Genomic DNA, 26,041 nt, shown 5'->3' with positions numbered 1-26,041 from the left:
ATCCGCTTCCTTGTCCCGGCCCTGAGCCGGGACCCAGAGCCGAGGCGGCGGGAAGGTGAGGCTCCGGCGGGACGGGTTCGTTCTTTGAGGTCTGCGCGTACGGATCCCGGCTCTAGGCCGGGACAAGGGCGGTGGGTCGTCGTCATCATCCGCCGCCCTCACGCCGCCATGGCGAAGCCGCGCCCGAAGGCGAGGTCGTCGCGCAAGGGGCCGAGCGGCGCGCCGCTGGCGATCAGGTCGAGGTACCAGAGCGCGTCGGATGCTTCGCCCACGAGGATCGCGCCCTTCAGGCGGTCGTCGCGCACGATCAGCTTGCGGTAGCAGCCTTGGGCCGCGTCGGAGAGCGTGACGGTCTCGTCGCCGTCCTCCGCCTCGATCGCGCCGGCCGAGAACACCGAGACGCCGGAGACCTTCAGGTTGGTGGAGAGCAGGCTGCCGGCGTAGGCCGCCGGTTCGCCGGCGAGCGCGCGCGCCAGCGTCTTCGCCTGCTCGTAGGCCGGCGCGACGAGGCCGTAGACCACGCCGCGATGCTCGGCGCATTCGCCCAGCGCGAAGATGCGCTCGTCGGAGGTGCGCATGGCGTCGTCCACCAGCAGGCCGCGGTTCGCAGCAAGCCCCGCGGCGCGGCCGAGCGCGCCGTTCGGGCGCACGCCGCAGGCCATGACGATCATGTCGGCGGGAAGGATCTCGCCCGATCCGAGCTCCAGCCCCTCGACCTTCGCGACGCCCACGACGCCCTTGCTCTCCGCCCCGAGCGCGAAGGCGACGCCCTTGGCCTCGAGCGCGCGGCGCAGCGTGGCGGCGCCCTTGGCGTCGAGCTGGCGCTCCATAAGCTTGTCCATGAGGTGGACCACGGTGACGGCGCAGCCGATCTGGACGAGGCCGTAGGCCGCCTCGAGCCCGAGCAGCCCGCCGCCGATCACGACCGCCCGCGTCCCGGGCCCGCCGAGCGCCTTGAGCCGCATGGCGTCGCAGCGGTCGCGGAACACCAGCACCTGCGAGAGATGCGACCCCGGCAGCGGCAGGCGGATCGCCTCGGACCCGGTGGCGAGCACGAGCCGGTCGTAGGCGAACACCCGGCCGTCCTTCAGCGTCGCCTTGCGGGCGGCGGCGTCGATCGACTGGACCGGCGCGCCGGTCAGCAGGCGGTAGCCGTTCGCGGCGTACCAGGCGCGGTCCCGGAACGCGAGGTCCTCGTCGCTCGCCTCGCCGGCGAGCAGCGAGGACAGCAGGACCCGGTTGTAGGCCGGCTCCGGCTCGGCGCCGATCACGGTGACGGCGTAGCGGCCGGGGCACGCGGCCTTCAGCTCCTCGAGGAGCCGAAGCCCGGCCATGCCGTTGCCGACGACGACGAGACGCTCGCGGTCCATGGCGAAGCTCCTCACGCCGCTTCGATGAAGCGGTGGCGCTCGTAGAGGAACTTCAGCACCGCGGCGCGGGCCGCGATGTAGGTGCGGTCGGACACCAGCTCCAGCCGCTTGCGCGGCCGCTCCAGCGGCACCGACAGCACTTCGCCGATCCGGGCGGAGGGGCCGTTGGTCATCATCACGATGCGGTCCGAGAGCAGCACGGCCTCGTCCACGTCGTGGGTGATCATCAGAACGGTGTTCTTCAGCTCGGTCTGGATCTGCATGACCTGGTCCTGCAGATGGGTGCGGGTCAGCGCGTCGAGCGCGCCGAACGGCTCGTCGAGCAGCAGCACCTTCGGCTGCATGGCGAGCGCGCGGGCGATGCCGATGCGCTGCTTCATGCCGCCGGAAATCTCCGACGGGCGCCGGTCCTTGGCGTGGGCCATGTTCACCAGCTCGATCTGGCGCATGGTCCACTCGTGGCGCTCGGCCTTGGTCTTGGTCCGCGCGAACACCTTGTCGACCGCGAGAGCGACGTTCTCGTAGGCCGTAAGCCACGGCAGCAGCGAGTGGTTCTGGAACACCACGGCGCGGTCCGGTCCCGGCTCGTCCACCACCTTGCCTTCGAGGAAGACCACGCCCTTCGTCACGCCGGTGAGGCCGGCGACGATGTTGAGCAGGGTGGACTTGCCGCAGCCGGAATGACCGATGATGGAGATGTATTCGCCCTCATTGACGTCGAGCGAGACGTCCTTGAGCACCTCGTTGGTCACGCCGCCGCGCGAGAACGCCTTGTCGACGTGCTGGATGGAGAGAAAAGCTTGCTTGGACATCGCCGTGATCCTCACGCGTTCGCGGTGCCGCGCGTGACCGCGCCGGCGATGAAGGCGACGATCCGGTCGAGGATGAACCCGACCACCCCGACGTAGACGAGGGCGAGGATGATGTCGCTGATGTTGGACGAGTTCCACGCGTCCCAGATAAAGAAGCCGATGCCGACGCCGCCGATCAGCATCTCGGCCGCGACGATCGCGAGCCAGCTGAGGCCGATGCCGATGCGGAGCCCCGTGAAGATGTAAGGGGCGGCCGCCGGGATCATGATCTTGGTGAAATACTCGAAGCCGTTCAGCCGGATGACCTTGGCGACATTCGAGTAGTCGGTCGGGATGTTGCGGATGCCGACCGCGGTGTTGATGATGATCGGCCACACCGAGGTGATGAAGATCACGAAGATCGCCGAGGGCTGGCCGTCGCGGAAGGCGGCGAGCGCCAGCGGCAGCCAGGCGAGCGGCGGCACGGTGCGCAGGATCTGGAAGATCGGGTCGAGGCCGCGCATCGCCCAGGTCGACTGGCCGACCAGCACGCCGAAGGCGACGCCCACCACCACCGCGATGGCGTAGCCGAGCGCCACCCGCTGCAGGCTCGCCAGCAGGTGCCAGAACAGACCCTTGTCGAGTCCTCCGCGGTCGTAGAACGGGTTGACGATCAGCTCCCAGGTGTCGGTGACGACCTGGCTCGGGGGCGGCAGCGAGGAGCCGGGCCGCGAGCAGACCAGCTCCCAGAACAGCAGCAGCAGCGTAAGCACCACCAGCGGGGGCACGAGCGTGGTCGTCGCCCAGTTCAGCACGTCGCCGGCGCGCTTCTGCAGCGGCGAGGGCGCCTTCGGAGCGCGGAAGGCCACGACTTCGGCGGCCGGCGCCGCCTTGGAGGCGCGGGCGTCGTCGAGTTTCAGGACGGGGGCCGACATGGCGACTCCTCAAAGGTTGATGGTGCGGGAGCGGCGAGGGGGCGCGGCGGCCGCGCCCCCGATTGGAGGTCGCGGCGTCAGGCGACGCGCTTGATGTCGAGGCTTTCGAGGTAGGCCGTCGGCTGGGCCGGATCGAAGGTCTTGCCGTCGAAGAAGGTCTCGACGCCGCGCGACGTGGACTCCGGGATCGTCGCGCCGCCGATCGCCTTCGCGGCCTCCTTCCAGAGGTCCTCGCGGTTCACCTTGGCGACCATCGCCTTGATGTCGGTGTCGGGCGCGAACTTGCCCCAGCGGATGTCCTCGGTGAGGAACCACATGTCGTGGCTCTGGTAGGGATAGGACACCGGGCCGCCGCCCCAGAACTTCATCAGGCCGGGGCTGTTCTCCACCACCCGGCCGTCGCCGTAGTCGTAGACGCCCTTTAGACGGCCGACGATGTCCTTCACCGGCACGTTGAACCAGGCGCGGGTGCCGACGATCGCGGCGACCTCGTCCTTGTTCGCCATGTCGTCGCAGAACTTCTGCGCCTCCATGACCGCCATCAGCAGCGCCTTGGCGGCGTTGGGATACTTGTCGACATAGGCCGCGCGCATGCCGAACGACTTCTCGGGGTGATCCTTCCAGATCTCCGAGGTGTTGCAGGCGGAGAAGCCGATGCCCTGGCCGACGAGCTGCGCGCCCCAAGGCTCGCCGACGCAGAAGGCGTCCATGGTGCCGACCTTCATGTTCGCCACCATCTGCGGCGGCGGCACCACGATGGTCTCGACGTCCTTGTCGGGGTCGATGCCGGCGGCGGCCAGCCAGTAGCGGATCCAGAGGTCGTGGGTGCCGCCGGGGAAGGTCATGGCGACCTTGGCCTGCTGCCCCGCCGCCTTCTTCTTGAGGAACTCCTCCTTCAGCGGCTTGGCGTCGACGGTCGGCTTCAGGGCCTTGTAGGCCGCGCCGACGGAGATCGCCTGGGCGTCGTAGTTCAGCCGCGCCAGGATGTACATCGGCAGGGGGATGTTCTGCTGCGTCACCTTGCCGGCCGAGATCAGGTACGGCATCGGCGTCAGGATGTGCGCGCCGTCGATGCCGTTGCCCTCGGAGCCGAGCACGAGGTTGTCGCGGGTGGTGCCCCAGGACGCCTGCTTGACGACCTGCACGTCCGGCATGCCGTATTTGGCGAAGAAGCCCTTCTCCTTCGCCACGATCAGCGGCGCGGAGTCGGTCAGCGCGATGTAGCCCAGCGTCGCCTTGGTCGTCTCCGGCCCGGCGCCCTGCGCGAAGACCCCCGACGGCGCGAGAACGCGCGCTGCGGCCATCGTCGCGGCGGCGCCGGCCCCCGCGCGGAGAACGTCGCGGCGCCCCAAGCTCGCGGTCAGAAAAGTCCTGGCGTCCTTGCTCATAAGCTCTTGGCTCCATTCGCGCCCGCGGGCGCCGCGTCGTCTGGGGACCGTCCGGAACGGACGGCCGAAAATAAAAAAGCCGCTGTCTGGGCACGCGGTCGGGCGTGTCAGATCAGCGGCGTCGCTGGTTGCCCATCGTTGGGCGGGAGGGTCCGGACGTCAGCGCCGACGTGAACCTTGCCAAACGATATTCAAGAGCCGTGCCAACCTGTGACCCGGACGCGCGAACGTTCGAATTGGAACGATTTTAGGAGATGCTACGGAGTTCTACCGATCAGCCGTGGAAGCGCTTAGGCGCCTGAGGAACGCGCATGCCGCGCCTTGCCTATGTGCACTGCACACAATCACGCCGCCCGGCGATCAGCCCGTGAAGAGTTCCAGCGCGTCGTCCGGAAGGGCAGGCGGCGCGGCGCCGAGCGCCTTGTCGTAGATGTCGGTCCGGTACAGCGCGGCCGCGGCGTCGGAAGCGGCCGTGCTTGCCGGGGCCTGACCCCAGCGCGCCATCTGGGCGTGCAGCCAGCGCGCGTGACGGGGGTCTGGACGCGTGGCGCCGTCACGGCCGAACAGCAGGAGATTGTCCGAATTTCGCACCTCGTCACGCCAGCCCGTGGCCAGGCGGCTGTCGAGGGTTCGCCGGATCAGCGTCGCGGGCAGGTCGAGCCGGTCTTCCGCGCCAAGAATGCGGGCCGTTTCGTGACGGTTCGCCGGATCGTCGATCCAGGCCGCGGCGCGCACGCAGGCGCGCACGAGCGCCTCGATCCGCTCCGGTTCCCCGTCGAGCAGGCCGGAGCGCACCGCCAGCACCTTTTCCGGACAGCGTCGCACGAGCTCGACCCCGAGATGCAGGATGCGGCCGAGCCCGAGGTCGACCGCGACCGCGTTCCAGGGAGCGCCGACGCAGAAGCCGTCCACATGGCCGTTCTGAAGCGCGTCGACCATGTAGGGCGGAGGCACGACGGCGAGCCGGACGTCCTGGTCGGGGATGAGCCCGGCCGCGTCGAGCCAGAGCCGGAGCTGGTAGTTGTGCGTCGAGAACGGAAAGGTCATGCCGAGCGTCGGCGGCTCGTCGCCACGGCCGTGGCGCGCGCGCACGAGCGAGGCGAAGGCGGCGCCGGTCGCAAGCGGGTCCGACAGCGCCGCGCCGGGCGCGAGATGGGCGACCAGTTCGTCGTGCAGGAAGGGCGAAAGAGTGAAGGCGTTGCCGTTCAGGCCGAGCGCGAGCGGCGCGGACAGCGTCGCCTTCATGCCGGCGAGACCGAGCGAGGTCGCGATCGCGACCGGCGCCAGCAGGTGGGCGGCGTCGAAATGGCCGAGCACGAGGCGGTCCCGGATGTTCGACCACGACACTTCGCGCGACAGCTCGATCTGAAACCCCTCCTCGGCCGCGAAGCCGACGTCGGCGGCGACGATCGGGATCGCCGCGTCAGCGAGCGGGATGAAGCCGATCCTGAGGCGGTCGAGACTCATGCGAGCAGCTCCGCGGCGGTGATGACGGACTGCGCGATCTCGGAGATCTTCTTTTTCTCGTTCATGGCGACCTTGCGGAGCAGGCCGTACGCCTCCTCCTCGCCGATCTTGCGGGTGCGCATGAGAATGCCCTTGGCCCGGTCCACCGTTTTGCGCTCCTCGAGCTGGCTCTTGGCCTGTTCGAGCTCCGAGCGCAGCCTGCTGAAGGCGTTGAAGCGGCTGATCGTCATATCGAGGATGGGCTTCACGCGCTCCTTGCGCAGCCCGTCGACGACGTAGGCCGAAACGCCGGCCTCGACCGAGGCCTCGATCGAGGCCGAGTCGGTCTGGTCGACGAACATGCCGACCGGGCGACGGACAGCGCGGCTCATCTGGAACATCTGCTCCAGCACGTCGCGGCTCGGATCCGCGAGATCGATCAGGATCACGTCGGGATCGATCGCGTAGATGCGCTCCAGCAGGTTGGCGTGATCGCCGATGCGCATGATGTTGGCGTGGCCTGCCTCACGCAGGCCGTCTTCCAGGATCGCCGCCCGGACGGGACTGGCGTCGATGAGAACGATCTTGAGCGGGCGATCTGGCAGGGGCTTCGGCTCGTGGTCACGTGGGGCGGGCGTGGCGGGGCGCCGTTCGGCAGCATCGTCCGCCCAATCTGCCGCTTCAACCCCGGCGGCGTCAGCCGACGAGGCGTCGCACGGGCGCCGGCGCCCCGGCGTCGTTGGTCTGGACGTGCTTGGCGGTGGCGACGATGAAGCCCCAGCACATGCCGAGCAGAGCCCATTGGTGGCGCCAGTGGTCCACGTCGATGACCCAGGCCTCCATCATCAGCACGGCCCAGGTGGAGAAGGCGCAGATGAAGATCGGCCGCCAGGGGGCCGGCGCCAGCACGTAGCGGACGCAATAGACGAAGGTGAGGATCACCAGCGTCGGCAGCGCCAGGCCGCCGAGCCATCCGTAGGACATGAAGGCGTTGAGATAGGTGTTGTGGACGTCGGCGCCGAAGATCTTGGCGAACTGGTAGATGCCGATGCCGAACGGCTTGTCGAAGGCGAGCTGCGCGCCGGCGATGTGGCGCGCGAAGCGGCCGTAGCGGCCGACGTCGTAGTTCTGCTCGAGGCTCGCGCGTTCGGCGAACAGGCTCGACACCGAGGGCATGCTGAGCAGCACGGCGATCAGCAGCGCCGCGCCGAGCGCGGCCGCCCCGCAGATCAGCAGGATGCGCGCGCGCCGCGCGGGCGTCGGCGAGGCCAGGATGGTGAGGCCCGTCATCAGCGCCGCGGAGGCGATAAGATGCCCCCAGGAGCCGCGGGAGAAGCTGAGGAAGATGCCGCTCATGATCAGGCCGAGCGGCACGAGCATGAAGGCGGCGCGCTTCAGATGGTCGGTGGCGTAGAGCCGCTGGATCAGGATCAGCGCGGGGAAGATCAGGTAGGGCGCGAAGACGTTGGGGTCCTTGAAGGTCGCCTTGGCGCGCCCGAAGATCAGCAGCTTGTCGGAGCCGGGCGCGAGGTGGAAGTAGCCGACGATCGCGAGCGCGCCGCCGCAGGCGCCCGCGATCACCCAGGCGTTGGCGATCAGCCGCGCCCGGATTCCGGTGCGCTCCGCGAGGAACAGCGCGTAGAACACGCCGGTCCCGGCCAGGAACACGCCGACGACGGTCCATTTCATCGTGTTGGCGCGGTCGAGCACCAGCGTCAGCGTCAACACCGCGCCGAGCTGGTAGAGGATCACCAGCAGCAGGAACGGCAGCAGCATGCGCGGCAGCGTGAGCCCGGTGGCGGCGAACAGCCCGATCGCGACGATGAAGAGCAGATCGTAGGGCGCGGGCTCGTACATGACGAAGAAGCCCGACACGACCGCGAGCGCGACCAGGCCCTCGCGCAGCGTCTCCGCGCGGATGACGAGGCGGCGGCGGGGGGCGGCCGCGCCGTATCCGCCCGTCGCGCTCAATAGGCGTTCTCGCTCTTCGTCAGCGCGAACGGCGTCTTCACGAGGATCAGGATGTCGAACAGGATCGACCAGTTCTCGATGTAGTAGAGGTCGTGGTCGACGCGGCGCTTGAGCTTGTCGCTGGTGTCGACCTCGCCGCGCCAGCCGTTGATCTGCGCCCAGCCGGTGACGCCGGGCTTGACCTTGTGGCGCGCGAAGTAGCCGTCGACGACGTCGTTCCACAGGGTCTGCGAGGTGTGGGCGTTGACGGCGTGGGGGCGGGGGCCGACCAGCGACAGCTCGCCCTTCAGCACGTTGAACAGCTGCGGCAGCTCGTCGATCGAGGATTTGCGGATGATCCGGCCGACGCGCGTCACCCGCGGGTCGCCTTTGGTCACGACGACCTTCGCGTCGGGGTCCGCCATGTCGTGGCGCATGGAGCGGAACTTGAAGACGTCGATGACCTCGTTGTTGAAGCCGTAGCGCTTCTGGCGGAAGAACACCGGGCCGGGCGTGTCGAGCTTGATGGCGATCGCGGTCGCGATCATCAGCGGCGACAGCGCCACGAGCGCGAGCGTCCCGACGATGAGGTCGAAGGCGCGCTTGACCACGAAGTCCCAGTTCGCGATCGGCTTCTCGGCGAGCTCGACCATCGGGATCGAGCCGACGTAGGAGTAGGCGCGCGGCCGGTAGCGGAGCTTGTCAGTGTGCGCCGAAAGCCGGATGTCGACCGGCAGCACCCACAGCGTCTTCAGGATCTCGCGCACGCGGCCGGCGGCCGAGACCGGGATCGTCACGATCAGCAGGTCGATGCGCGCGAGCCGGCCAAACTCCACGAGCTCGGCGATGGTGCCGAGCTTCGGGTAGCCGGCCACGACCGCCGGCGAGCGGTCGTTGGAGCGGTCGTCGAACACGCCGCAGATGTGGACGTCGTTGCCGGGCGTCGACTCGAGCGCGCGGATCAGGTCCGCGGCCGGCTCGCCGCCGCCGACGATCACCGCCTTGCGCCCGATGCGGCCGTCGGCCGTCCAGCGCCGCACCAGCACGGCGAGCACGGCGCGCGAGGCCATGAAGCCGCCGGCGCCGAGCACGAACCAGAGCCCGATCCAGCGGCGGTCGACGGCGCCGCCGAAGTCGAGGAAGCTGCCGGCGACGGCGAAGCCCGCGAACACCAGCGTCCACGAGCCCAGCATGCGACCGAACTGGCTGCCGAAGGCGCGGAAGGCGACCACGTGATAGGCGTCCGCCGCCTGCGCGAAGATCAGCGCCAGAGCCACGGCCGATCCGACCGCGACCATGTAGGTCCAGCCGAACGGCTGCTCGCCGTGGAAGGCGATGACATGGGCGATCAGCGCCGCGGCCACGATGGTCGCGACGTCCGCCAGCCGCACCCCGCCGACGAGCACGACCTGCGAGATCGACGCCTCGCGAAAACGTTCGGCGATCTCGCGGGCCTGATCGTTAAGCCGGGCCTGCCGCGGCGTGTCCCGCTGCTGCGGTTCGCCTGCGTCCATCATGGGCATGATCGAACCAGTCACGTGTCGTCCCTCGGTCGAGCGGTGGAGACTATGCCGGCGAGGTGACAAGAAGTGTTTACGCCGGCTTCGCTAGGCCTCCCGCGACGCCGCCTCGATCGCTTTGCGGTAAACAGTTTCGACCCCCGCCGCCATGGCCTGGCGGGAGAACTCGCCTGATATGTGACGCTTCAGCGCGGCCGCGCGCGAACGGGCCACCGCTTCGTCGCCGAGACGGTCGCCGATGGCCGCGGCGAGCGCCTCGGAATCGCCGGCCGGAACCAGGGCGTCGGCATATGGGCCGAAGATTTCCGGTATGCCGCCGACATCCGTCGCGATGATCGGCAGACCGGCCGCGATCGCCTCCAGCACCACGTAGGGCAGGGATTCTGCGCGCGACGGCACCACGATCAGCCGGCCGAGCGCGAAGGCCTCGCGCGCGGGCGTCGCAGGCCGGAACCGGATGGCGTCGCCGAGACCGCGCTCGGCCACGATCGCCCGGTAGCGCGCCTCGTCCGGACCGTCGCCGACGATGGTCGCCGTCACGCGGCGAGCGCCGGCGTTCAGCGTCGTCAGGGCGTCCAGCAGCACGTCGACGCCCTTCAGGTCGCGCAGCATGCCGAGATAGAGGATGTCGGTGGCGTCCGGGGCGGGCGCGACGGGATCGAATTCGTGCGGAGCGAGGCCGTTGCGGATGACCGCGGCCGGGCAGCGGGGCGCGCCGATCTTGTCCACATAGGCGAGCCGCTCGAACTCGCTCACATGCACGAGCGCGTCGGTCGCGCGCTCCAGGGCGCGTTCCAGCTTGAAATAGACGCGGCCCTCGAGCGAAGCGGGATCGTAATGCAGGCTGCCGCCGTGGGGCGCGTAGATCTTGACGATCGGGCGCGATCGCCCGCTCCAGGCGCCGACGAGACGCCCGAAGGCGCCGCCCTTCGCGCCGTGGGTGTGGATGACGTCCGGCGCGATCGGTCCCAACAAACCGTGCACGGCGCGCAGCGCGCCGAGATCCGAAACGGCGATCTGCCGCGCGATCGGCAGGGTCATCGCCCCGAGGGCGAGGTGGGGCTTCACGGCCTCGATGCGCGCGATCTCGAACGGCGTCAGAGTGAGCGAGTCGCAGACGAAGCCGACCTCGTGGCCCGCCTCCGACTGAGCGGCCGCGAGGTCGAAGATGTGCCGGCCGATCCCGCCGAAGGGCGAACGCACGATGTGCACGATGCGCAGCGGCCTGGACGTCGCCGCCGCCGCCCGGCCCGCGGGACGCGGCGCCGCGTCCTCCGCGAAGATATTGGGCTGTACGAGCAGGGAGCGGTGCGCATTCGGCATCGGAGCCGCCTCGTGTTCAGGACGCGTCCGGCGCGGTCGCGACGTTGCGGGCGCGAAGCCGGCGGAGCCGTGTCGCGAGAGCGTACGCGCGCGGTGAGTTCTTCACCCACGCCTTCAGGGCGCGCCCGCCGCCGATCGCCGCCGCGGCGAGCCGGCCGGCGGGGCTTACGCCGAACACGCTGTCGAACAGCGGATCCACGTCGGGACAGTGCAGAGCCTTGTAGGGCGCGGCGCCGACGCCGAGGTCGAACTCTTGCATGCCGCGGCCGATGGCGTCCTCGACCATGACGTTCAGCAGCAGTTCGCCCGGGCTGTAGCGGGCGAGGTCGCAGCTCGTGATCGAGTTGAACATCCCACACATGCGCCGGCCGTCGGCGATGACGCCAAAGGTCGCCGCGATCTCGCCGCCGACATCGAAGCCGTAAAGGTCGATCGCCTGGCGGGAACCGTCGAGTCCGGCCGCGGCGCGGATGAAGGCCTCGACGCCCGGCTCCGCGAACACGTTGTCGATCCCGCGCGCCGCGAGACGCTGCGCCTTCTGCCGGAAATAGGCGTCGAGGACGCGGGCGCGGTCATGCTCGCTGTCCGCGCGGAAGATGCGCACCGCGCCATGCTCCTCGAACCGCCGCAGCTTGCGCCGCTGCGCCGAGCGCGTCTTGGCGGAGGTGTGGCGCTGGAGGTGCTCCTCGATCGAGGGCGCCAGCCGGCCGCTATAGGCGAAATCGGGGGAAGGCTGATCGGGCAGGGCGGCGAGCGGGTTCGGCTGCCCGCGCCAGCTGCGCGGCTGGTTCGCGAGCGCGAACACGTCCACGCCGCCCTTCTCGGCGGCGAGCCGCATCAGCCGGCGCGTTTCGGCCGGCGTGAACAGGCCGAGCCGCCCGGCGCGGAACACCGGCATGTTGTAGTTGACGTGAGTGCCGCCGAGGAACGAGGCGACCCTGAGGCCGAACCGGCGCTTCACGCCGAGCGGCAGCAGAGCGGCCGGCTGGCCCTCCGCGTCCCGCGCCACGACGATGAGCGGCGTCACGCCTTCGTGCCTGCCGGCGTTCGCAGCCCAGGCCCCCAGGAAATCGGGCGTTTGGTACGGCGTCGCGGCCGCGCCCCGCAGCAGCGCGCGCCAGTCGGCGTCCGCCGCCGCCAGCGAACGGTGCACCTCGACCGACGCGAACGCCGGCGCCGCCTGGCTCGCGTCCGTCGTGGCGGCGAACGCCGCCCCGTTCGGGAAGGATTGCGTGTTCATTCCCAGCCTCGTCGGCTTTGGCCTTGTCGGCGCGCAGACTTGCACGCCGGCCGTTAACGGCTAACGCGCAGGTTCGACAGAGAGTCTCCGATCGTCTTGAACGAGGCGATCAGTTCAGCTTGGCTACCAGCGTCGAAATAATACGACGTGCTCGTCGCGCAGGCCTGCAACATCGACTTGGTCGTAGGCTCGGGATTGTCGAACGCCACGGCGTAGACGACGATCCCCTGAGCCTTCATGCTGCCGCACACCGAGGCCAGTCGTGCGTCGAGCTCGAGTTTCGCCGCGCCCGCGCCGGTCTTGCCGGCCAGCTTGCCGTCGCTGAGCCAGCTGTAGGCCGTATAGACCGAGCTGCTCATGGTGTTGTCGCCGTCCGTCATCAGAACGACGGCCTTTGTCATGCGCTTGGTGCCGTAGTCGAGTGGCAGGCTGTTGAGCAACATGTCGCCGTCCCAATACCCTCGCCAGCGCGGCGACAGCATGCGCCAGCCCCAGACCGCGCCGAGATTGATGTGCGTGTTGCCGTCAGCGGTGAGGGCGTTGATCGCCGTCACGACCTTGCTCTTGACGTTCGTCATAGGCGTGACGGCCTGAGGGCAGAAGCGGTTGCCGCCGCCGTACGCCTGATAAAGGTACTGGTCGAGCCAGCTACCGCCGCCGGTATACGGGTAGTTGTAGGCTTTGAAGAGCTTCTTCTTGTCCGTCAGCACAGGAGGGTCGTCGGTCGTATCGAGGTTGTCGCCGCGCGCCATCACGCAGCCCTTCCAGGACGCCGGATACCCCGCCGTCGCATCGGTCCAGGCGATCCGCGACGCTCCGATGCTAACCGTGTGCGAGAATGGAACGAGGCCGACATAAAGGTTCTTCGCCACCGCGTCGCTGCCGAAGACCTGGTCGAGCAGCCCCTTCGCCGCCGACTTCAGGCTGGGCATGCTCCCGCTGTCGTCCATCGAGCCGGTGTTGTCGAGCACCATGACCAGTTCGAGACCGGCGGCGGCGCGCGTCACCTCCGACGTCGCCTTCACCGTCACGACTTCGGTGCCGCCGGGAAGGAGCTTCATGAACGCCGTCGGCATCGTCGCCGTGGCGGTCAGGGAAATGACCGTTTTGTCCGAATTGGGGACCGCGGTGACGTCGGTCACCGTCGCGCCGGCGAAATTCGCAGCGAAGTTCGCGGCGACGAACTTCTTCGCGTCGGCGTTGAAGTCAGCGGTGCTCATGCGGGCGGCGACCGCAAGTCCCGCCGAATCGAGCGCGTCGACCAGGCGGGCCCGCACGACGACGGAGCGGCCGGTGTCGATGCCTATGCCGATGCAGCCGATCAGCACGAGCACCATCAGGCCGATGATCGGCGCGACGGAGCCGTGGTCGGAGCGCTTGAACCGGCGGATCAGACCGCGGCAGGCGATGCGGGGAGCGCGCATGATGTCAACATGGCTTGGTGGTGAGGGCGCCGAGCCGGGGTCGGTAGAGCGCCTTGGAGTAAATGTCGAAGGCCCCGGTGAAGAACACCGTGAACATCGGCGTGAACTTGTAGTAGACTTCCGAGTAGATCAGATTGTCCTTGCTGTCGGCGAGCAGGGTCTTGTCCATCGTCGCCGTGCCGCCGGCGGTTCCGATCTTGCTGGTCCAGGCGCCTCCCGCGGACGAGAAGCACTGCCAGACGACCTTTGGATTGTTGGCGCTGTCGAGTTGCACGGAGCTCAGGATCGTGACGCCGGTGCTGCCGGAGACGTAGCCGGGCAGGTTCTGGCTGCTGATCCTGAACACCTGGCTAAGCGCCTGGGCCGACAGCGAGTCGTACTGGGCCGTGACGTCGGAGACCGAAAAGCCGACCTTCATGACCTTGTTGACCGTCAGCGCGTAGCGCGCGACGTCGAGGCCGCCGAGGGTCAGGATCGTCAGCATCGGCGCGGCGAGCGCGAACTCGACGGCGGCGACCCCGGATTCGGACCGGCGAAGCTGGCGGATGCGATCAAGCAGACGACGGGCGCGCATCAGTAGGGCTCGTTCTTGACGGCGGAGCTTGCCTTCAGTTCGTAGGTCCCGTTCTTGCCAACGATCTGCGCGATCAGCGGCGTGTGCAGCGGCCAGGGATAGGTGGCCGTGAACAGAACGATCTCGCTGGAGCTTCCCGAGCCGGATCGGCCCTGGTCGGTGTCGTAGACGCCGTTGCCGTTGACGTCGGTGAACGGCTCGAGCGCGTCGCGCACGCCGTTCTTGTTGAGGTCCGTGAACGGTTCCGGCTGCCCGATGTTCGAGAAGTCTTCGTAGGCCTTGCTGGTGACGACGATCTTCGCGGGATCGAGCAGCGCGCCGGCGGCCTTGCGGATCGCGGCGTTGATGTCCGCCTGCTGGGTCGAACCTGACGCCACATAGCCGGTCTTGCTCGTGCGGGTGGCGATGAAGACGGCGTCCTCGAGCGCCTGCTGGCCGGCGACCATGATGCCGACTTCGACGATGCCGACCGTGAACAGCACCAGCGGCGGCGCGATCAGGGCGAACTCGATCGCCGTCGAGCCGCTTCGATCCGCGCGGAACCGGCGGGCCAGTCGTGCTGCTAGGCGCTTCGTCATGGCGATTGGCGATCCGACCGAAAATCTCATCGCTATGTATAGACATGGAAGTCTGTACGACTGGTGAAGTGGTCTCCGTAAATATTGACGTATTTCTTCACCCCGATATTTGCCCTTCGTTCACCAAAACGGGCGGTTTTGGGTTAATGTCGCCCGACCGGATGAACCGTTTTTTCACCAGTTTCACCGACGTTGCGGATCTTGCAGGGGCGATCGAATCGGGTGGGAATGGCTGGGGTTCGCACGACGTTCATCCGCGCGACCTTTGCGGCGTTGGACCGCTCGGGCGCGAACCGCGCGCTCCGCTCCAGGGCGCAGGGGCTCGGCGCGGTGCTGACGCTGCACCATGTAAGGCCTTGGGCGGAAAAGGGTTTCGCGCCGAACCGGCTGCTCGAGATCACGCCGGAGTTCCTGGATCTGACGCTCACCCGCGCCCGGGCGCTCGGCTTCGACTTCGTCTCGCTGGACGAGGCCTGGCGCCGCGTGACGACCGGCGTGTCCTATCGGCCGTTCCTGCACCTGACCTTCGACGACGGCTATCGCGACGTCCGGGACAACGCGCTTCCGATCCTAGAGCGCCATGGCGCTCCTGCGACTTTGTACGTGACCTCGCGCTTTGCCAGCCATACCGGCGAGATCTGGTGGCTCGCGCTCGAGGAGGCGATCTCCCGGGCGCGGCGCGTGTATGTCGATCTCGGCCGCGGCGAGGCCGTGGTCGACACCGGTTCGGACGCCGCCAAGCAGGAGGCGTGGAACGCGATCTACTGGCGACTTCGCGCCGGTCCCTACGACACGCTGCTGAACGAGGTTCGGCGTCTCGGCGACGGCCAGACGGTTGATCCGCTAGGCTTCGCGCGGGAGCTCTGCATGAGCTGGGAAGAGCTCAGGGCGGTCTCGCGCCACCCGCTGATCGCCATCGGGGCGCACACCGTAAGCCATCCGATCTTGGCCAAGCTCGACGATGCGGGAGCGCGCGACGAGATGGCGGAAGGCCGTGACGCGATCCAGCGTGAGCTCGGACTCGAGGCTTCGCATTTCGCCTATCCCGTCGGCGACCGTTCAGCGGCCGGGCCGCGGGACTATGCGATCGCGGCCGAACTTGGCTTCACAACCGCCGTCACCACGAGGCCTGGACACCTGACGAAAGCGCACGCCGCAATGGCGACAGCCTTGCCGCGCGTGTCGCTGAACGGCCATTTTCAGACGCCGGCCGCGATCGACGCGTTGCTCTCCGGCACGCCATTCCTTGGGCTCCGCGCTCTGCGCCACCGGTGACCGTTCTCAGCGGCCGGGACGCTCCATCCAGCGGATCAGGAGCCCGGCCGGGATCACCCAGATCAGGCCGAAGAAGGCGAAGAAGGCAAGCTGGGCGGCCGGATGCGCTCCGGCGAGCTTCAATTGGCCTACGAACATGACGATCAGCGCGTACAGCGAGACGCCGATCACCAACGCCACGGTTCCGATCAACTTTTTGATGCGAGGCGGCATTCTCTGTCATCCGTGCCTGCTGGGGCGCGACGTCGCCTTGCCCGCGCCGCCGTTTCGGACTTAAAGCGCTCCGACGTCGCGTGATCAACAGCCGCGACCTTAGCTGCGACCGTCTTGGCGCAACACGCCCGAGGAGCCGCCACTCATGCCGGACCAGCCCTTCGCCGATCGTCCGCGCCGTTTCGTTCGCGGCTGGCTCATCCTCACGCTTCTGATGGTCGCGCTGATGGTGGTCGTCGGCGGCGCCACGCGCCTGACGGGCTCGGGTCTTTCGATCACCGAATGGCGGCCGGTGACGGGCGCCATTCCGCCGATCGGCGAGGCGGCCTGGGCCCTCGAGTTCGACAAGTATCGCGCCAGCCCCCAGTACAAGCTCTTGAACGAGGGCATGTCGCTCGGGGAGTTCCAGTTCATCTACTGGTGGGAGTGGGGCCACCGCCAGCTCGGCCGGGCGATCGGGCTCGTGTTCGCCCTCGGTCTGGCTTTCGCGGCCGTGACGCGCCGTGTCTCGCTGACGGAGGGCCTGACGCTATTTGGCATGGGGCTGCTGCTCGGAATGCAGGGCGCGGTCGGCTGGATCATGGTGGCGTCCGGCCTGCAGCCGGGGATGACGGCGGTCGCGCCGATCAAGCTGACGCTGCATCTCGGGCTGGCGCTGATCTTCTTCGCCAGCATTGTCCTGTTTCTCGTCCATCTGCGCCAGTTCGGGCGCGACGGCGCCCTGACGCCGGGCCGGCTTCGCGCCGGCGCTTACGCCGTGCTCGGGCTGTCCTTCGTGCAGATCCTGTTGGGCGGTCTGGTCGCCGGCTCCCGCGCCGGCTTTACCTTCAACACCTGGCCGTTGATGGACGGCGGCCTCGCGCCCTCGGCTTCGACCTTGTTCGCGGTCACGCCCTGGTGGGAGAACTTCGTCGACAACGTTGCGCTTGTGCAGCTCAACCACCGGATCGGCGCCTATGTGCTGCTCGCCGCGACGATCGCCTACGCAGTCGCCGTGGCGCGCGCCGGCTTGTGCCGAAGAGTGCGGACGCGCGCGATTGCGCTGGCGCATCTCATGATCGTGCAGGCGGCGCTCGGCGTGGCTGCCCTGGTGCTGGTGGTGCCGCTTTGGGCCGGTCTCGCCCACCAGTTCGGAGCGGTCGTCGTGCTGGGGCTCGCCGTGATGAACGCCGGGATTCTGCACGAACGCGCGGCGCGGGAGCGCGCCGGGATCGCGCCCGGCGTATCCGGCGTGGTCCGGGCGACCGCCTGATCTCAGACCGCAGCGAGCGCCTGCTCGAGGTCGGCGACGATGTCGTCGGCGTCCTCGATTCCGACCGAGAGGCGCACGACGTCGGGGCCGGCTCCGGCCGCGATTTTCTGATCCTCGCTGAGCTGACGATGCGTGGTCGAGGCCGGATGGATGATCAGCGAGCGCGTGTCGCCCACGTTTGCGAGGTGGGACAGCAGCCTGACGTTCGACACCAGCGCGACGCCCGCCTCGTGGCCGCCCTTGAGGCCGAAGGTGAGCACCGCCCCGGCACCGCGCGGCGCGTATTTCTGCGCGAGCGCGTGATGGGGATGGGAGGCGAGCCCGGCGTAGCTCACCCAGGCGACCTTGTCGTGACTCTCTAGAAAGGTGGCGACCTTGAGGGCGTTGTCGCTGTGGGCGCGCATCCGGAGCGGCAGGGTTTCGATTCCCGTCAGCAACAGGAAGGCGTTGAACGGCGCGAGCGCCGGGCCGAGATCGCGGAGCGACAGGACACGGGCGGCGATCGCGAAGGCGAAGTTGCCGAAACTCCGGCCGATCGTCAGGCCGCCATATTCCGGGCGAGGCTCGCTGAGGAACGGGTAGCGCCCCGAGCCAAGCCAGTCGAACGAGCCGCCGTCGACGATCAGGCCGCCGATCGAGTTGCCGTGGCCGCCCAGGAACTTGGTGGCGGAATGAACCACGATGTCGGCGCCGTGCTCGAACGGTCGGACGAGGTACGGCGTCGCGAGCGTGTTGTCGACGATCAGGGGAACGCCGGCGTCCTGGGCGACCCGGGAGATCGGCTCGAGGTCGGTGATCGAGCCGCCGGGATTGGCGATCGACTCCACGAAGATCGCTTTCGTCCGCGGCGTCACGGCGCGCGCGAAGGCCTCAGGATCCTCGCTGTCGGCCCAGACCACGTTCCAGCCGAAGCTCTTGAAAGCATGGCCGAATTGGTTGATCGAGCCGCCGTAGAGCCGGCGCGCGGCGACGAACTCGTCGCCGGGGGTGAGCAGGGTGTGGAACACCAGCAGTTGCGCCGCGTGGCCGGAGGCGACCGCGAGCGCCGCCGTGCCGCCTTCGAGCGCGGCGATCCGCTCCTCCAGCACGGCGTTGGTGGGGTTGGTGATGCGGCTGTAGATGTTGCCGAACGCCTGCAGGCCGAACAGCGCGGCGGCGTGGTCGACGTCGTCGAACACGAAGGAGGTGGTCTGGTAGATCGGGGTGGCGCGGGCGCCGGTGGCCGGATCGGGCTGCGCTCCTGCGTGCACCGCGAGCGTCGCGAAGCCGGGGCCGTTCGCGCCCTCAACGTCGTCCGACATGAAATTCCCCTGCAATCTTGCTGCAATTTCGCGTCAATTTCGGTGACGCGAGGTTAATCCATCATTCTGGTAGAATGAACCCTCGTCAACCGGGCTCCGGCGACCGCCGCGGCAGGCCGAGCTCCGCGATCTCGATCTTGGGGCAGCGGTCCATCACCACCGCGAGGCCTGCGGCTTCGGCGCGCGCCGCCGAGGCGTCGTCCCGGACGCCGAGCTGGGTCCAGAACACGCCAGGCCTGTTGGCCAGCGCGAGCGTCTCCTCCAGCACCGCCGGCACGTGCTCGGAGGCGCGGAACACGTCGACCATGTCGATCGGCTCCGGAACCTCAGCGAGCGAGGCGTAGGTCATGAGGCCCGCGATCTCCTTGCCGCCGTGGCCGGGATTGACCGGAAACACGCGGTAGCCGCGGGCGGCGAGGAAGGCGGCGACGATGTGGCTGTCGCGCGAGGGATTGGGGCTCGCCCCGACCACCGCGATGGTGCGGACGGAGCTGAGGATCTGGCGGATGGCGTCGGGCGAGGTCTGGGTCATGCCCAAAACTTAAGGCGCCCGCGCGCGCCGCGCAGCCCCCACGGCGCCGACGCATTCGGGAGCGCGACGCGCCGGAACAGCACGCCGCGCTCCTGGCGCCCTTACGGAATGAGCCGGTCGCTGCGCAGCCGCTCGAACAGCGCGTAGAAGGCGTCGTCGGTCGGCTGATAGAGGGAAAAGCCAAGGCGGCGGCTCTTCGACATGTCGGTGACGACCTCGATGGGGCGGCCGAGGTCGGCGTCGGTGTGCCATGGCGAGACCAGCCGCCCGAGGTCGGGCTCCGCGAGACCGCTCCGCGCGGCGATGTCGCGCCAGACGACCGCGTCGTCCGCCATCTGCTCCTCCAGCGGCCGCACCACGCCGTCGAACGGCGCGGCTTCGAGCTCGAACCACGCCGCGATGCGCTCCCACATCCAGCTCCAGCGGAAGACGTCGCCGTTCACGACGTTGAAGTCCTCGTTCGCGGCGGCGGGCGTCTCGGTCGCCCACAGCATGTGGCGGGCGAGCAGGCGCGCGTCGGTCATGTCGGTGAGGCTGCGCCATTGCGTCTCGCTTCCGGGGAACCGGAACGGCCGCCCCGTCGCCTTGCAGATCGAGGCGTAGACCGCGAGCGTGGTGCCCATGTTCATGGCGTTTCCGACGGCCTGTCCGATGATCGTGTGCGGGCGGTGGACGCTCCAGGCGAAGCCGTCGCGGGCGGCGGCGGCGAAGACCTCGTCCTCCTGCGCGTAATAGAAGTTCTCGACGTCGAGCCGCCCCTGCTCCTCGCGGAACGGGGTCTGGGGGAGGGTCCCTTTGCCGTAGTTCTCGAACGGTCCGAGGTAATGCTTCAGGCCCGTGACCAGCGCCACGTGGCGCACCGACCCCAACGGACGCAAAGCGTCGAGCAGGTTCCGCACCATCGCGGCGTTGACGCGGATGTTCTCCGCCTCGGTCTCCTGGCGGAGCCAGGTGGCGATGAAGACATGGGTGGGAGCGGCGCCGGCCAGCGCCTCACGCAGCGACGACGGATCGAGCAGGTCGCCCGCGAGAGCGGTGACGCCCGGCTGCGTGGCGGGACGCCGGGCGAGGCCCAGCACCGGCCATCCCGCCTCGGATAGGACCTCGGCCGTCGCGGCGCCGACGACGCCGCTCGCGCCGACCACCAGGGCTGTGTTCGTCATGATCGCTCCTCTTCAGGACGAGCGATCTAGGCTTCCGGGACAGGCGCCGCCAGGGCGAAGCCGCACGAGAGCCGGTGCGCGGATGAAATGCCGGTTTGCGCCGAAGCCCGCCGGCCTGGCCGTCGGCGGTGCCCATGCGGGCTCCGGCGGAAGCCGCAAAGTCACATCGGAAGGCGTCGCGACCGGTCGCTCAGTTCTGGTCTTCGCCGAACAGCGCCTTGACCTTGTCGACGTAGGGCTTCACCACGTCGACGTTCCCCGGCAGCGGCTGGAAGCTCTCGAGCGCCGCGAACTGCTCGTCGAGGTCCTTCAGCGCCGCCTGCTTCTCCTCGTCGGACAGCGCGCCATCGTTCTCGATCTCGGTCTGCACCTTGCGCTTCTCGGAGGCGAGGTCGGTCTCGCCGCCTTCCGGATCGCTCGCGCCGAAGGCGAGCAGCACGGACTGCGCGGTGTCGGCCCAGTCGGAATAGGTCGCGAAATTGTGCTTCTTCAGCACCGCGTCGATCTCGGCCTTGGCCTCGGGCTTGTCGAGGTAGCCGGCGAGGGCGCCGACCGGGTCCTCGGCTTCGCCGACCTCGGCCTCGTCGCTCTCGGGCGCGTCCTTCGGGTTGCTCTCCTGCGCCTTGGCGGCCGGCGTCTGGGCCGTCAGCTTTTCGCGAAGCGTCTCGAACTCCGGCCAGGCCGCGAGGAAAGCCTCCACCAGCGCCGGCGTCAGCTTGATCTGCTTCGGTTCGATCTCGGCGGGATTCGCTTCGCTGTCCGGCGCAGGCGCGGACTGGTCCTGCGCGACGGCGGAGGTGGCCAACGCCGCCGGCGCGGCGACCGCGAGCAGCGCGACGGCGAGCGCGCTCAGGGCGCGGCGCGAGGGAGCTGAAAGCATGTAGTCCTCCAGAAGACGACGTTCGCCTCCTTGGTCTTGCGCATGGACCCCGCTAGGGCTGTGTCGCCCGGACGGAGGTCGCCCGCGCCCGACATGCGGGCAGGCACCTTCGATTCGGGACTATGACCGCACAATCGGGACGCTGCCATGACGGAAATGCCACGCAAGGCTCACGATCTCACTCCGCGCATGACGCTCGACGACGTGGCGGCGTTCCTTGCGGCGGAGTTCCCTCAAATTCCAGAGGATGGCGGCTTCGTGTTCGAAGCCGTCGGCCACGGCTCCTGCCGGGCGCGGCTGCTGGTGGACGAGCGGCGGCTGCGCCCGGGCGGCACCGTCTCAGGCCCGTCAATGATGGCGCTCGCCGACGTCGGTCTTTACGTCGCGCTGCTCGGCGCGATCGGCCCCGTGAAGCTCGCCGTCACGACGAACCTGTCCATCAACTTCCTCCGCCGCCCGGAGCCGCATGACATGATCGCCGAATGCCGCTTCCTGAAGATCGGGCGCACGCTGGCGGTGGGCGAGGCCGAGCTGTTCTCGCGCGACGCGGACCCGGTGGCGCATGTGGTCGCCACCTATTCGATCCCGCCGAAAGGGTAGGGACGGGACCCGCGCTTTCAGGATTTCAGCCGCTTACGATAGGGGTTCTATAATACCTTTTTTATAACCTTTTGATTTTGCTCAGGTTTACAAACCAGTGTGGTGTTGATTTTCTGGGCCGCAATGAGTATCAACCACTCCGTCGCGCGGAGCCCGTCTCCGCGCGCTGTCGTTTTCAATCGAGGCAGACCCCATGCGCCCCCAACTGGCCCGCTCCTATGTGGCCAAGCCGGCCGAGGTCGAGAAGAAGTGGGTCGTGATCGACGCCAAGGGCCTGGTCGTCGGCCGGCTTGCGTCTCTGATCGCGCTCCGTCTTCGCGGCAAGCACAAGCCGACCTTCACCCCTCATGTCGATGATGGCGACAACGTCATCGTCATCAACGCTTCCGAAGTGGCCTTCACCGGCAAGAAGCGTCAGGACAAGACCTACTACTGGCACACCGGCTATCCCGGCGGCATCAAGGAGCGCAAGGCGCACCAGATCCTCGACGGCCGGTTCCCGGAGCGCGTCGTCGAGAAGGCGGTGGAGCGCATGCTTCCGCGCGGGCCCCTCGGGCGCAAGCAGCTCGGCAACCTCCGCGTCTACGCCGGCGAGAGCCACCCGCACGAAGCCCAGCAGCCGACGGCGCTCAACGTCGCGGCCCTGAACCGCAAGAACAGCCGGAGCGCCTGATCATGGCCGAGAACATCCAGTCGCTCAGCGACCTCGGCGGCGCGATCAACGCCGTCGCCCCGGACGCGCCGAAGCACGAGAAGAAGGTCGACCAGTACGGTCGCGCCTACGCCACCGGCAAGCGCAAGGACGCGGTCGCCCGCGTGTGGATCCGTCCCGGCTCCGGCCGCATCGAGATCAACAAGCGCGCGCTCGAGGTCTACTTCGCCCGTCCGGTGCTGCGCATGATCCTGCAGCAGCCGCTCGACGTGGTGAACCGCAAGGGCCAGTACGACGTGACCGTCACGGTCGCCGGCGGCGGCCTCTCCGGCCAGGCCGGCGCGGTGCGCCACGGCCTGTCGAAGGCGCTCACCTACTTCGAGCCGGAGCTGCGCGGCGCCCTCAAGAAGGGCGGCTTCCTCACCCGCGACAGCCGCGTGGTCGAGCGCAAGAAGTACGGCCGCGCCAAGGCGCGTCGGAGCTTCCAGTTCTCCAAGCGCTGATCGCCGGACCTTTCAGGTCACGGAATTGCGGAAAGGCGGGCCTTCGGGTCCGCCTTTTTCGTTTTGGGTCGTCGTCAGGGTGTCCAGCCGCAGGCGGCCGCCGTCCGCGCCCGAACGGCGGAAAGGCCAGCGAGCGGGAAGGCGGTCTCCTGCCGTTGTCCGCTTGGGTCGACCACGCCGATCGTCAGTGCGGCGTCTTCGGGCAGGCTGCGGAGGAAGGCTGGAACGTCGCCGCTCAAAAAGGCGGCCTTGCCGTTGGTGGAGACGTCCCACGAGCTTTCGCCCTCGAGGTCTCGTCCCACCCGCCAGGACACCTTCAAGGGACGACGCGGCGTACCCCAGTCGCCCGCCGTGCCGGCGAAGAACTCGGTGCGCCCGGCGATGCACCGCACCGTCAGGTAGGTCGGCTCGGAGCCCGCGGCGCCGACCGCGCGCTGCGTCGCGATCACCAGCGTCCGGCCGTCCGACGCCGACGTCTCCGAGCGCAGCAGCCAGCCGCCGGCCTGCTCCTCCTCGGCCGCTGCGGGGGCCGGAAGCGCGAACGCCAGAAACGCAGCGACGGCGTGGGCGAGACCTTTCATAATGCGTTCTCCCAGTTCCCGGCCCATGGAACGACGTCGCTCAGGCGGCATTGGCGCGTTCCGGCGGCCCCTGTTACGGCAGAGCGCATGGCACAGACCACGTCCGATCCCCTCCATCCCCGACCGGTCGACGACGCGCTCGACGCCTCCCGCCGCTACGGCGAGTCGATCGAGGCGAACTACGCCGGCGCGGTCTCCTTCCTGCGCCGCCCCTACGCACGCTCGGCGGAAGGGTTTGACGTCGCGGTCTGGGGCGTGCCGCTCGACACCTCGGTCTCCAACCGGCCGGGCACGCGCTTTGGGCCGCGGGCGATCCGGGAGGCCTCGACCGTGAACGTGGGCGACCCCGCCTATCCCTTCGGATTCGACATCTTCGCCGACATGGCGGTGGCCGACACAGGCGACTGCTCACTCGACTACGGCCGCGTCGAGCTCATGCCGGACGCGATCGAAGCCCAGGCGGCGAAGCGCCTTGCGACCGGCGCCCATCTCGTGACGCTCGGCGGCGACCACTTCCTGACCTATCCCGTGCTGAAGGCGCTGGTGGCGCGGCTCGGCCGCCCGGTCGCGCTGGTCCAGTTCGACGCCCATCAGGACACCTGGGACGACGACGGCCGCCGCATCGACCACGGCACGATGATCACCCGCGCCGTGCGCGACGGCCTGATCGTCCCGGAACGCTCGATGCAGGTCGGCATCCGCACCCATGCGCCGCAGGATTACGGCATCGCGATCGTCGACGGGCTGCTGGCGGGGGAGATGGGGCCGCTCGCGGTCGCGAGCCGCATCCTCGGCCATGTGGAGGACACGCCGGTCTATGTCTCGTTCGACATCGACTGCCTCGACCCGGCTTTCGCGCCGGGCACGGGCACGCCGGTGCCGGGCGGCGTGTCGTCGGCCTTCGCGATCTCGTGCCTGCGTCGTCTCGGCGCGCTCGACCTGAAGGGCTTCGATATCGTCGAGGTCTCGCCGCCCTACGACCACGCCGGGATCACCGCGCTCGCCGGCTGCGCGCTGGCGCAGGCCTATCTCGGACTGCTCGCCGAGCGGAAGCGCGCGGGCGTCTCGATCGCCCTTTGAGCGCGGGCTGAAAATGGAAACGGCCCGAAGCTTGCGCTTCGAGCCGTCGCCGTCCGTTCTACTTACCAGTCAACAGAGCGGCCAACCGCTGGAGCAGGCCTGGAGGCTTTGCTGCAGGCGGGTTCTGTCCAGGGTGGTTTCCGCTCTACGCGTTCGCGGCGAAGGGGTGCTTCGCGGTCGCGGCCTGGGCGACCACGTCCTTGGCCTTCGGCTCGCCGTCGACGGCGCGCTTGAGGGCTTCCTTGGTCGCTTCGTAGTTGTACTGCTGGATCTTGGCGTCGTCCGCCGCTTCCCAGTGGATGAACACGCCGACCGAAATGAACAGGTCGTCGGCTTCGTCCTCGGGGATCACGCCTTCCGCGACGCTGTCGACGACAGCCTTCGCGACGCCGTACTGCGCCGGGCCGAACATCTGGACGGCCTGACGGGCGTCCTTGATGGTGACCTTGTTGAACAGGATCGTGTTCGGCTTCGCGAGCAGGTTCGGGGTCACCACCGCGAGGAGCGAGGTGAAGCCGTCCTTGTTGTTGGTGAGCGCGTTCACGAACGCGGACTCCGCGGTCGAGCCGCGCGGTCCGATGATGAGGTCGATGTGAGCGACTTCGTTGCCGTCGCCGACGAGCGACTCGCCGATCAGGGTCTTGGTGATCTTCGCCATAAGCATCCTCCCAGGTTAAGCCATGGTGTCGCCGGCGCCCGATCAAGCGCGCCGACCGATGCCCTAGGCTATCTTTGCGTCTGCGTTCGGTGGGAGCCGAACCGGTTGACCCGATAGCGCCATGCAGGGGCATGCGGCGCGCACACTAGTCGGGACCGTACGCGGACGGCAAGAGCTTCTTCCGGCGGGTTTCAGGCGATTTCGGGTTCATAATGACGCGGTTGAAGCCCGCGATTTCGTCCCCATGGCGTCACCGCAATGCAACATTACGATATTGCGACGCAAAATAATAAGCGTATCCTTTGCGCTATCGGACGCGCCCGGCGAGTCCGCGCCGGACGCGTCGCCAGTCGCATGAGGAGACTGCGATGGATCTCGTTCTGCTGGTGTGTCTCGCCGCGTCGCCCCAGACCTGCCGCGAAGAGCACGTCGCCATGACCGTCGAGCGAACCGACCCGCGCCTGTGCATGGCGAGCGCCGTGCCCGCGATCGTCGAATGGACGGAAAGCAACCCGGAATGGCAGGTGACGCGCTGGACCTGCGGGCCGGCGAGCCGCGCGGCGGCGCTCGACCAGCGGCGCTGAGCCTTAGTAAACCTTTATAAGAAAAGAATAATATTCAAAAGCGTAGACGCAAATCGATCGCGTCATTACTGTCGCGTGGCAAGACGAGATGGGGTGATCGCCGCGTGCGACCTTCGTATAGGTCAAGACGAGAGATGCCGCTGCGGGACGGCCCGCGTCCGGGCGGCGTCCTGTCGCGCGCGGCCTCAGCTCCGTGCGCTCTAGGTCGCCGCCGCGTCTTGCTTCCGC

Annotated in this window: 27 protein-coding genes; 7 read left to right on the top strand and 20 right to left on the bottom strand. The window is 68.5% G+C overall.

Annotated elements, in window-relative coordinates:
• Positions 1-158 precede the first annotated feature (158 nt).
• The 13 genes from PKE78_RS14015 to PKE78_RS13955 all read right to left on the bottom strand — a co-directional run bounded on the left by PKE78_RS14015 (position 159) and on the right by PKE78_RS13955 (position 14,539).
• On the bottom strand, positions 159-1,370 hold the full coding sequence (locus tag PKE78_RS14015) for an NAD(P)/FAD-dependent oxidoreductase (RefSeq protein ID WP_271201519.1): 1,212 nt from the start codon (positions 1,368-1,370) through the stop codon (positions 159-161).
• 11 nt (positions 1,371-1,381) lie between these two features.
• On the bottom strand, positions 1,382-2,182 hold the full coding sequence (locus PKE78_RS14010) for an ABC transporter ATP-binding protein (RefSeq protein ID WP_271201518.1): 801 nt from the start codon (positions 2,180-2,182) through the stop codon (positions 1,382-1,384).
• A gap of 11 nt (positions 2,183-2,193) precedes the next feature.
• Complete coding sequence (gene ntrB, locus PKE78_RS14005; RefSeq protein WP_271201517.1) at positions 2,194-3,096, bottom strand: nitrate ABC transporter permease; 903 nt, start codon at positions 3,094-3,096, stop codon at positions 2,194-2,196.
• 77 nt (positions 3,097-3,173) lie between these two features.
• Positions 3,174-4,484 carry a CmpA/NrtA family ABC transporter substrate-binding protein gene (locus tag PKE78_RS14000; protein WP_271201516.1) on the bottom strand — a complete coding sequence of 437 codons (1,311 nt, stop codon included), beginning with the start codon at positions 4,482-4,484 and terminating at the stop codon, positions 3,174-3,176.
• 360 nt (positions 4,485-4,844) lie between these two features.
• On the bottom strand, positions 4,845-5,951 hold the full coding sequence (locus PKE78_RS13995; RefSeq protein ID WP_271201515.1) for a CmpA/NrtA family ABC transporter substrate-binding protein: 1,107 nt from the start codon (positions 5,949-5,951) through the stop codon (positions 4,845-4,847).
• Entirely contained in the window at positions 5,948-6,436 is a 489-nt protein-coding gene (locus tag PKE78_RS13990) for an ANTAR domain-containing response regulator (RefSeq protein WP_271201514.1), read from the bottom strand. Before PKE78_RS13990 ends, PKE78_RS13995 begins: the two co-directional genes overlap by 4 nt.
• 190 nt (positions 6,437-6,626) lie before the next feature.
• A complete protein-coding gene (locus tag PKE78_RS13985; RefSeq protein ID WP_271201513.1) occupies positions 6,627-7,901 on the bottom strand; it encodes an O-antigen ligase family protein in 1,275 nt (424 codons plus the stop codon).
• On the bottom strand, positions 7,898-9,418 hold the full coding sequence (locus PKE78_RS13980) for an undecaprenyl-phosphate glucose phosphotransferase (RefSeq protein ID WP_428981275.1): 1,521 nt from the start codon (positions 9,416-9,418) through the stop codon (positions 7,898-7,900). Before PKE78_RS13980 ends, PKE78_RS13985 begins: the two co-directional genes overlap by 4 nt.
• Before the next feature lie 69 nt (positions 9,419-9,487).
• The gene (locus PKE78_RS13975) at positions 9,488-10,723 is read right to left on the bottom strand and encodes a glycosyltransferase family 4 protein (RefSeq protein ID WP_271201512.1); all 1,236 of its coding nucleotides are present in this window, start codon (positions 10,721-10,723) and stop codon (positions 9,488-9,490) included.
• 16 nt (positions 10,724-10,739) lie between these two features.
• Positions 10,740-11,963: a GNAT family N-acetyltransferase gene (locus PKE78_RS13970; RefSeq protein ID WP_271201511.1), complete on the bottom strand. Its 1,224-nt coding sequence runs from the start codon at positions 11,961-11,963 to the stop codon at positions 10,740-10,742.
• A 53-nt stretch (positions 11,964-12,016) separates the two neighbouring features.
• A complete protein-coding gene (locus tag PKE78_RS13965) occupies positions 12,017-13,387 on the bottom strand; it encodes a TadE/TadG family type IV pilus assembly protein (RefSeq protein ID WP_271201510.1) in 1,371 nt (456 codons plus the stop codon).
• 4 nt (positions 13,388-13,391) lie between these two features.
• Complete coding sequence (locus tag PKE78_RS13960; protein ID WP_271201509.1) at positions 13,392-13,961, bottom strand: TadE/TadG family type IV pilus assembly protein; 570 nt, start codon at positions 13,959-13,961, stop codon at positions 13,392-13,394.
• The gene (locus PKE78_RS13955) at positions 13,961-14,539 is read right to left on the bottom strand and encodes a TadE family protein (protein WP_271201508.1); all 579 of its coding nucleotides are present in this window, start codon (positions 14,537-14,539) and stop codon (positions 13,961-13,963) included. The genes PKE78_RS13960 and PKE78_RS13955 overlap by 1 nt, the downstream gene beginning before the upstream one ends.
• Before the next feature lie 228 nt (positions 14,540-14,767).
• Between PKE78_RS13955 and PKE78_RS13950 the strand changes: the two genes are divergently transcribed.
• A complete protein-coding gene (locus tag PKE78_RS13950; RefSeq protein ID WP_271201507.1) occupies positions 14,768-15,814 on the top strand; it encodes a polysaccharide deacetylase family protein in 1,047 nt (348 codons plus the stop codon).
• 6 nt (positions 15,815-15,820) lie between these two features.
• Here PKE78_RS13950 and PKE78_RS13945 read toward each other — a convergent pair whose 3' ends face one another.
• Complete coding sequence (locus PKE78_RS13945) at positions 15,821-16,027, bottom strand: DUF2842 domain-containing protein (RefSeq protein WP_271201506.1); 207 nt, start codon at positions 16,025-16,027, stop codon at positions 15,821-15,823.
• Positions 16,028-16,172: 145 nt separating this feature from the next.
• Between PKE78_RS13945 and PKE78_RS13940 the strand changes: the two genes are divergently transcribed.
• Entirely contained in the window at positions 16,173-17,279 is a 1,107-nt protein-coding gene (locus PKE78_RS13940; protein WP_271201505.1) for a COX15/CtaA family protein, read from the top strand.
• Between the two features lie 2 nt (positions 17,280-17,281).
• On the opposite strand, the gene PKE78_RS13935 is transcribed toward PKE78_RS13940, so the two are convergent.
• The 4 genes from PKE78_RS13935 to PKE78_RS13920 all read right to left on the bottom strand — a co-directional run bounded on the left by PKE78_RS13935 (position 17,282) and on the right by PKE78_RS13920 (position 21,155).
• Positions 17,282-18,580 carry an O-acetylhomoserine aminocarboxypropyltransferase gene (locus PKE78_RS13935; protein WP_271201504.1) on the bottom strand — a complete coding sequence of 433 codons (1,299 nt, stop codon included), beginning with the start codon at positions 18,578-18,580 and terminating at the stop codon, positions 17,282-17,284.
• 85 nt (positions 18,581-18,665) lie between these two features.
• On the bottom strand, positions 18,666-19,112 hold the full coding sequence (locus PKE78_RS13930; RefSeq protein WP_271201503.1) for a CoA-binding protein: 447 nt from the start codon (positions 19,110-19,112) through the stop codon (positions 18,666-18,668).
• 101 nt (positions 19,113-19,213) lie between these two features.
• Positions 19,214-20,275: an SDR family oxidoreductase gene (locus tag PKE78_RS13925; RefSeq protein ID WP_271201502.1), complete on the bottom strand. Its 1,062-nt coding sequence runs from the start codon at positions 20,273-20,275 to the stop codon at positions 19,214-19,216.
• Between the two features lie 190 nt (positions 20,276-20,465).
• Positions 20,466-21,155 (bottom strand): phospholipase C/P1 nuclease family protein, encoded by a 690-nt coding sequence (locus PKE78_RS13920; protein WP_271201501.1) that lies wholly within the window; start codon positions 21,153-21,155, stop codon positions 20,466-20,468.
• Positions 21,156-21,302: 147 nt separating this feature from the next.
• Here PKE78_RS13920 and PKE78_RS13915 point away from each other — a divergent pair, with 147 nt between their 5' ends.
• From PKE78_RS13915 to rpsI, 3 genes are all read left to right on the top strand, one after another.
• Positions 21,303-21,755 carry a PaaI family thioesterase gene (locus tag PKE78_RS13915; protein WP_428981274.1) on the top strand — a complete coding sequence of 151 codons (453 nt, stop codon included), beginning with the start codon at positions 21,303-21,305 and terminating at the stop codon, positions 21,753-21,755.
• A 193-nt stretch (positions 21,756-21,948) separates the two neighbouring features.
• Positions 21,949-22,428: a 50S ribosomal protein L13 gene (gene rplM / locus PKE78_RS13910; protein ID WP_271201500.1), complete on the top strand. Its 480-nt coding sequence runs from the start codon at positions 21,949-21,951 to the stop codon at positions 22,426-22,428.
• Positions 22,429-22,430: 2 nt separating this feature from the next.
• Positions 22,431-22,910, top strand: a complete 480-nt coding sequence (rpsI, locus tag PKE78_RS13905; protein ID WP_271201499.1) for a 30S ribosomal protein S9 — start codon at positions 22,431-22,433, stop codon at positions 22,908-22,910.
• 74 nt (positions 22,911-22,984) lie between these two features.
• Here the strand turns inward: rpsI and PKE78_RS13900 are convergent, their stop codons facing one another.
• Positions 22,985-23,491, bottom strand: coding sequence for a hypothetical protein (locus tag PKE78_RS13900; RefSeq protein WP_271201498.1), 507 nt, complete (start codon positions 23,489-23,491; stop codon positions 22,985-22,987).
• Positions 23,492-23,578: 87 nt separating this feature from the next.
• Between PKE78_RS13900 and speB the strand changes: the two genes are divergently transcribed.
• Entirely contained in the window at positions 23,579-24,571 is a 993-nt protein-coding gene (gene speB, locus PKE78_RS13895) for an agmatinase (RefSeq protein ID WP_271201497.1), read from the top strand.
• Positions 24,572-24,716: 145 nt separating this feature from the next.
• On the opposite strand, the gene fae is transcribed toward speB, so the two are convergent.
• Positions 24,717-25,229, bottom strand: coding sequence for a formaldehyde-activating enzyme (gene fae / locus PKE78_RS13890; protein WP_271201496.1), 513 nt, complete (start codon positions 25,227-25,229; stop codon positions 24,717-24,719).
• Positions 25,230-25,597: 368 nt separating this feature from the next.
• On the opposite strand from fae, the gene PKE78_RS13885 reads away from it, so the two are divergent.
• On the top strand, positions 25,598-25,813 hold the full coding sequence (locus PKE78_RS13885; RefSeq protein ID WP_271201495.1) for a hypothetical protein: 216 nt from the start codon (positions 25,598-25,600) through the stop codon (positions 25,811-25,813).
• The last annotated feature ends 228 nt before the right edge of the window (positions 25,814-26,041 follow it).

The organism is Methylopila turkensis, from assembly GCF_027922325.1.
Classification (GTDB): Bacteria; Pseudomonadota; Alphaproteobacteria; order Rhizobiales; family Methylopilaceae; genus Methylopila; species Methylopila turkensis.
The sequence above is the reverse complement of the archived record's forward strand: the minus strand, read 5'-3'. Positions and strand labels throughout refer to the sequence as shown.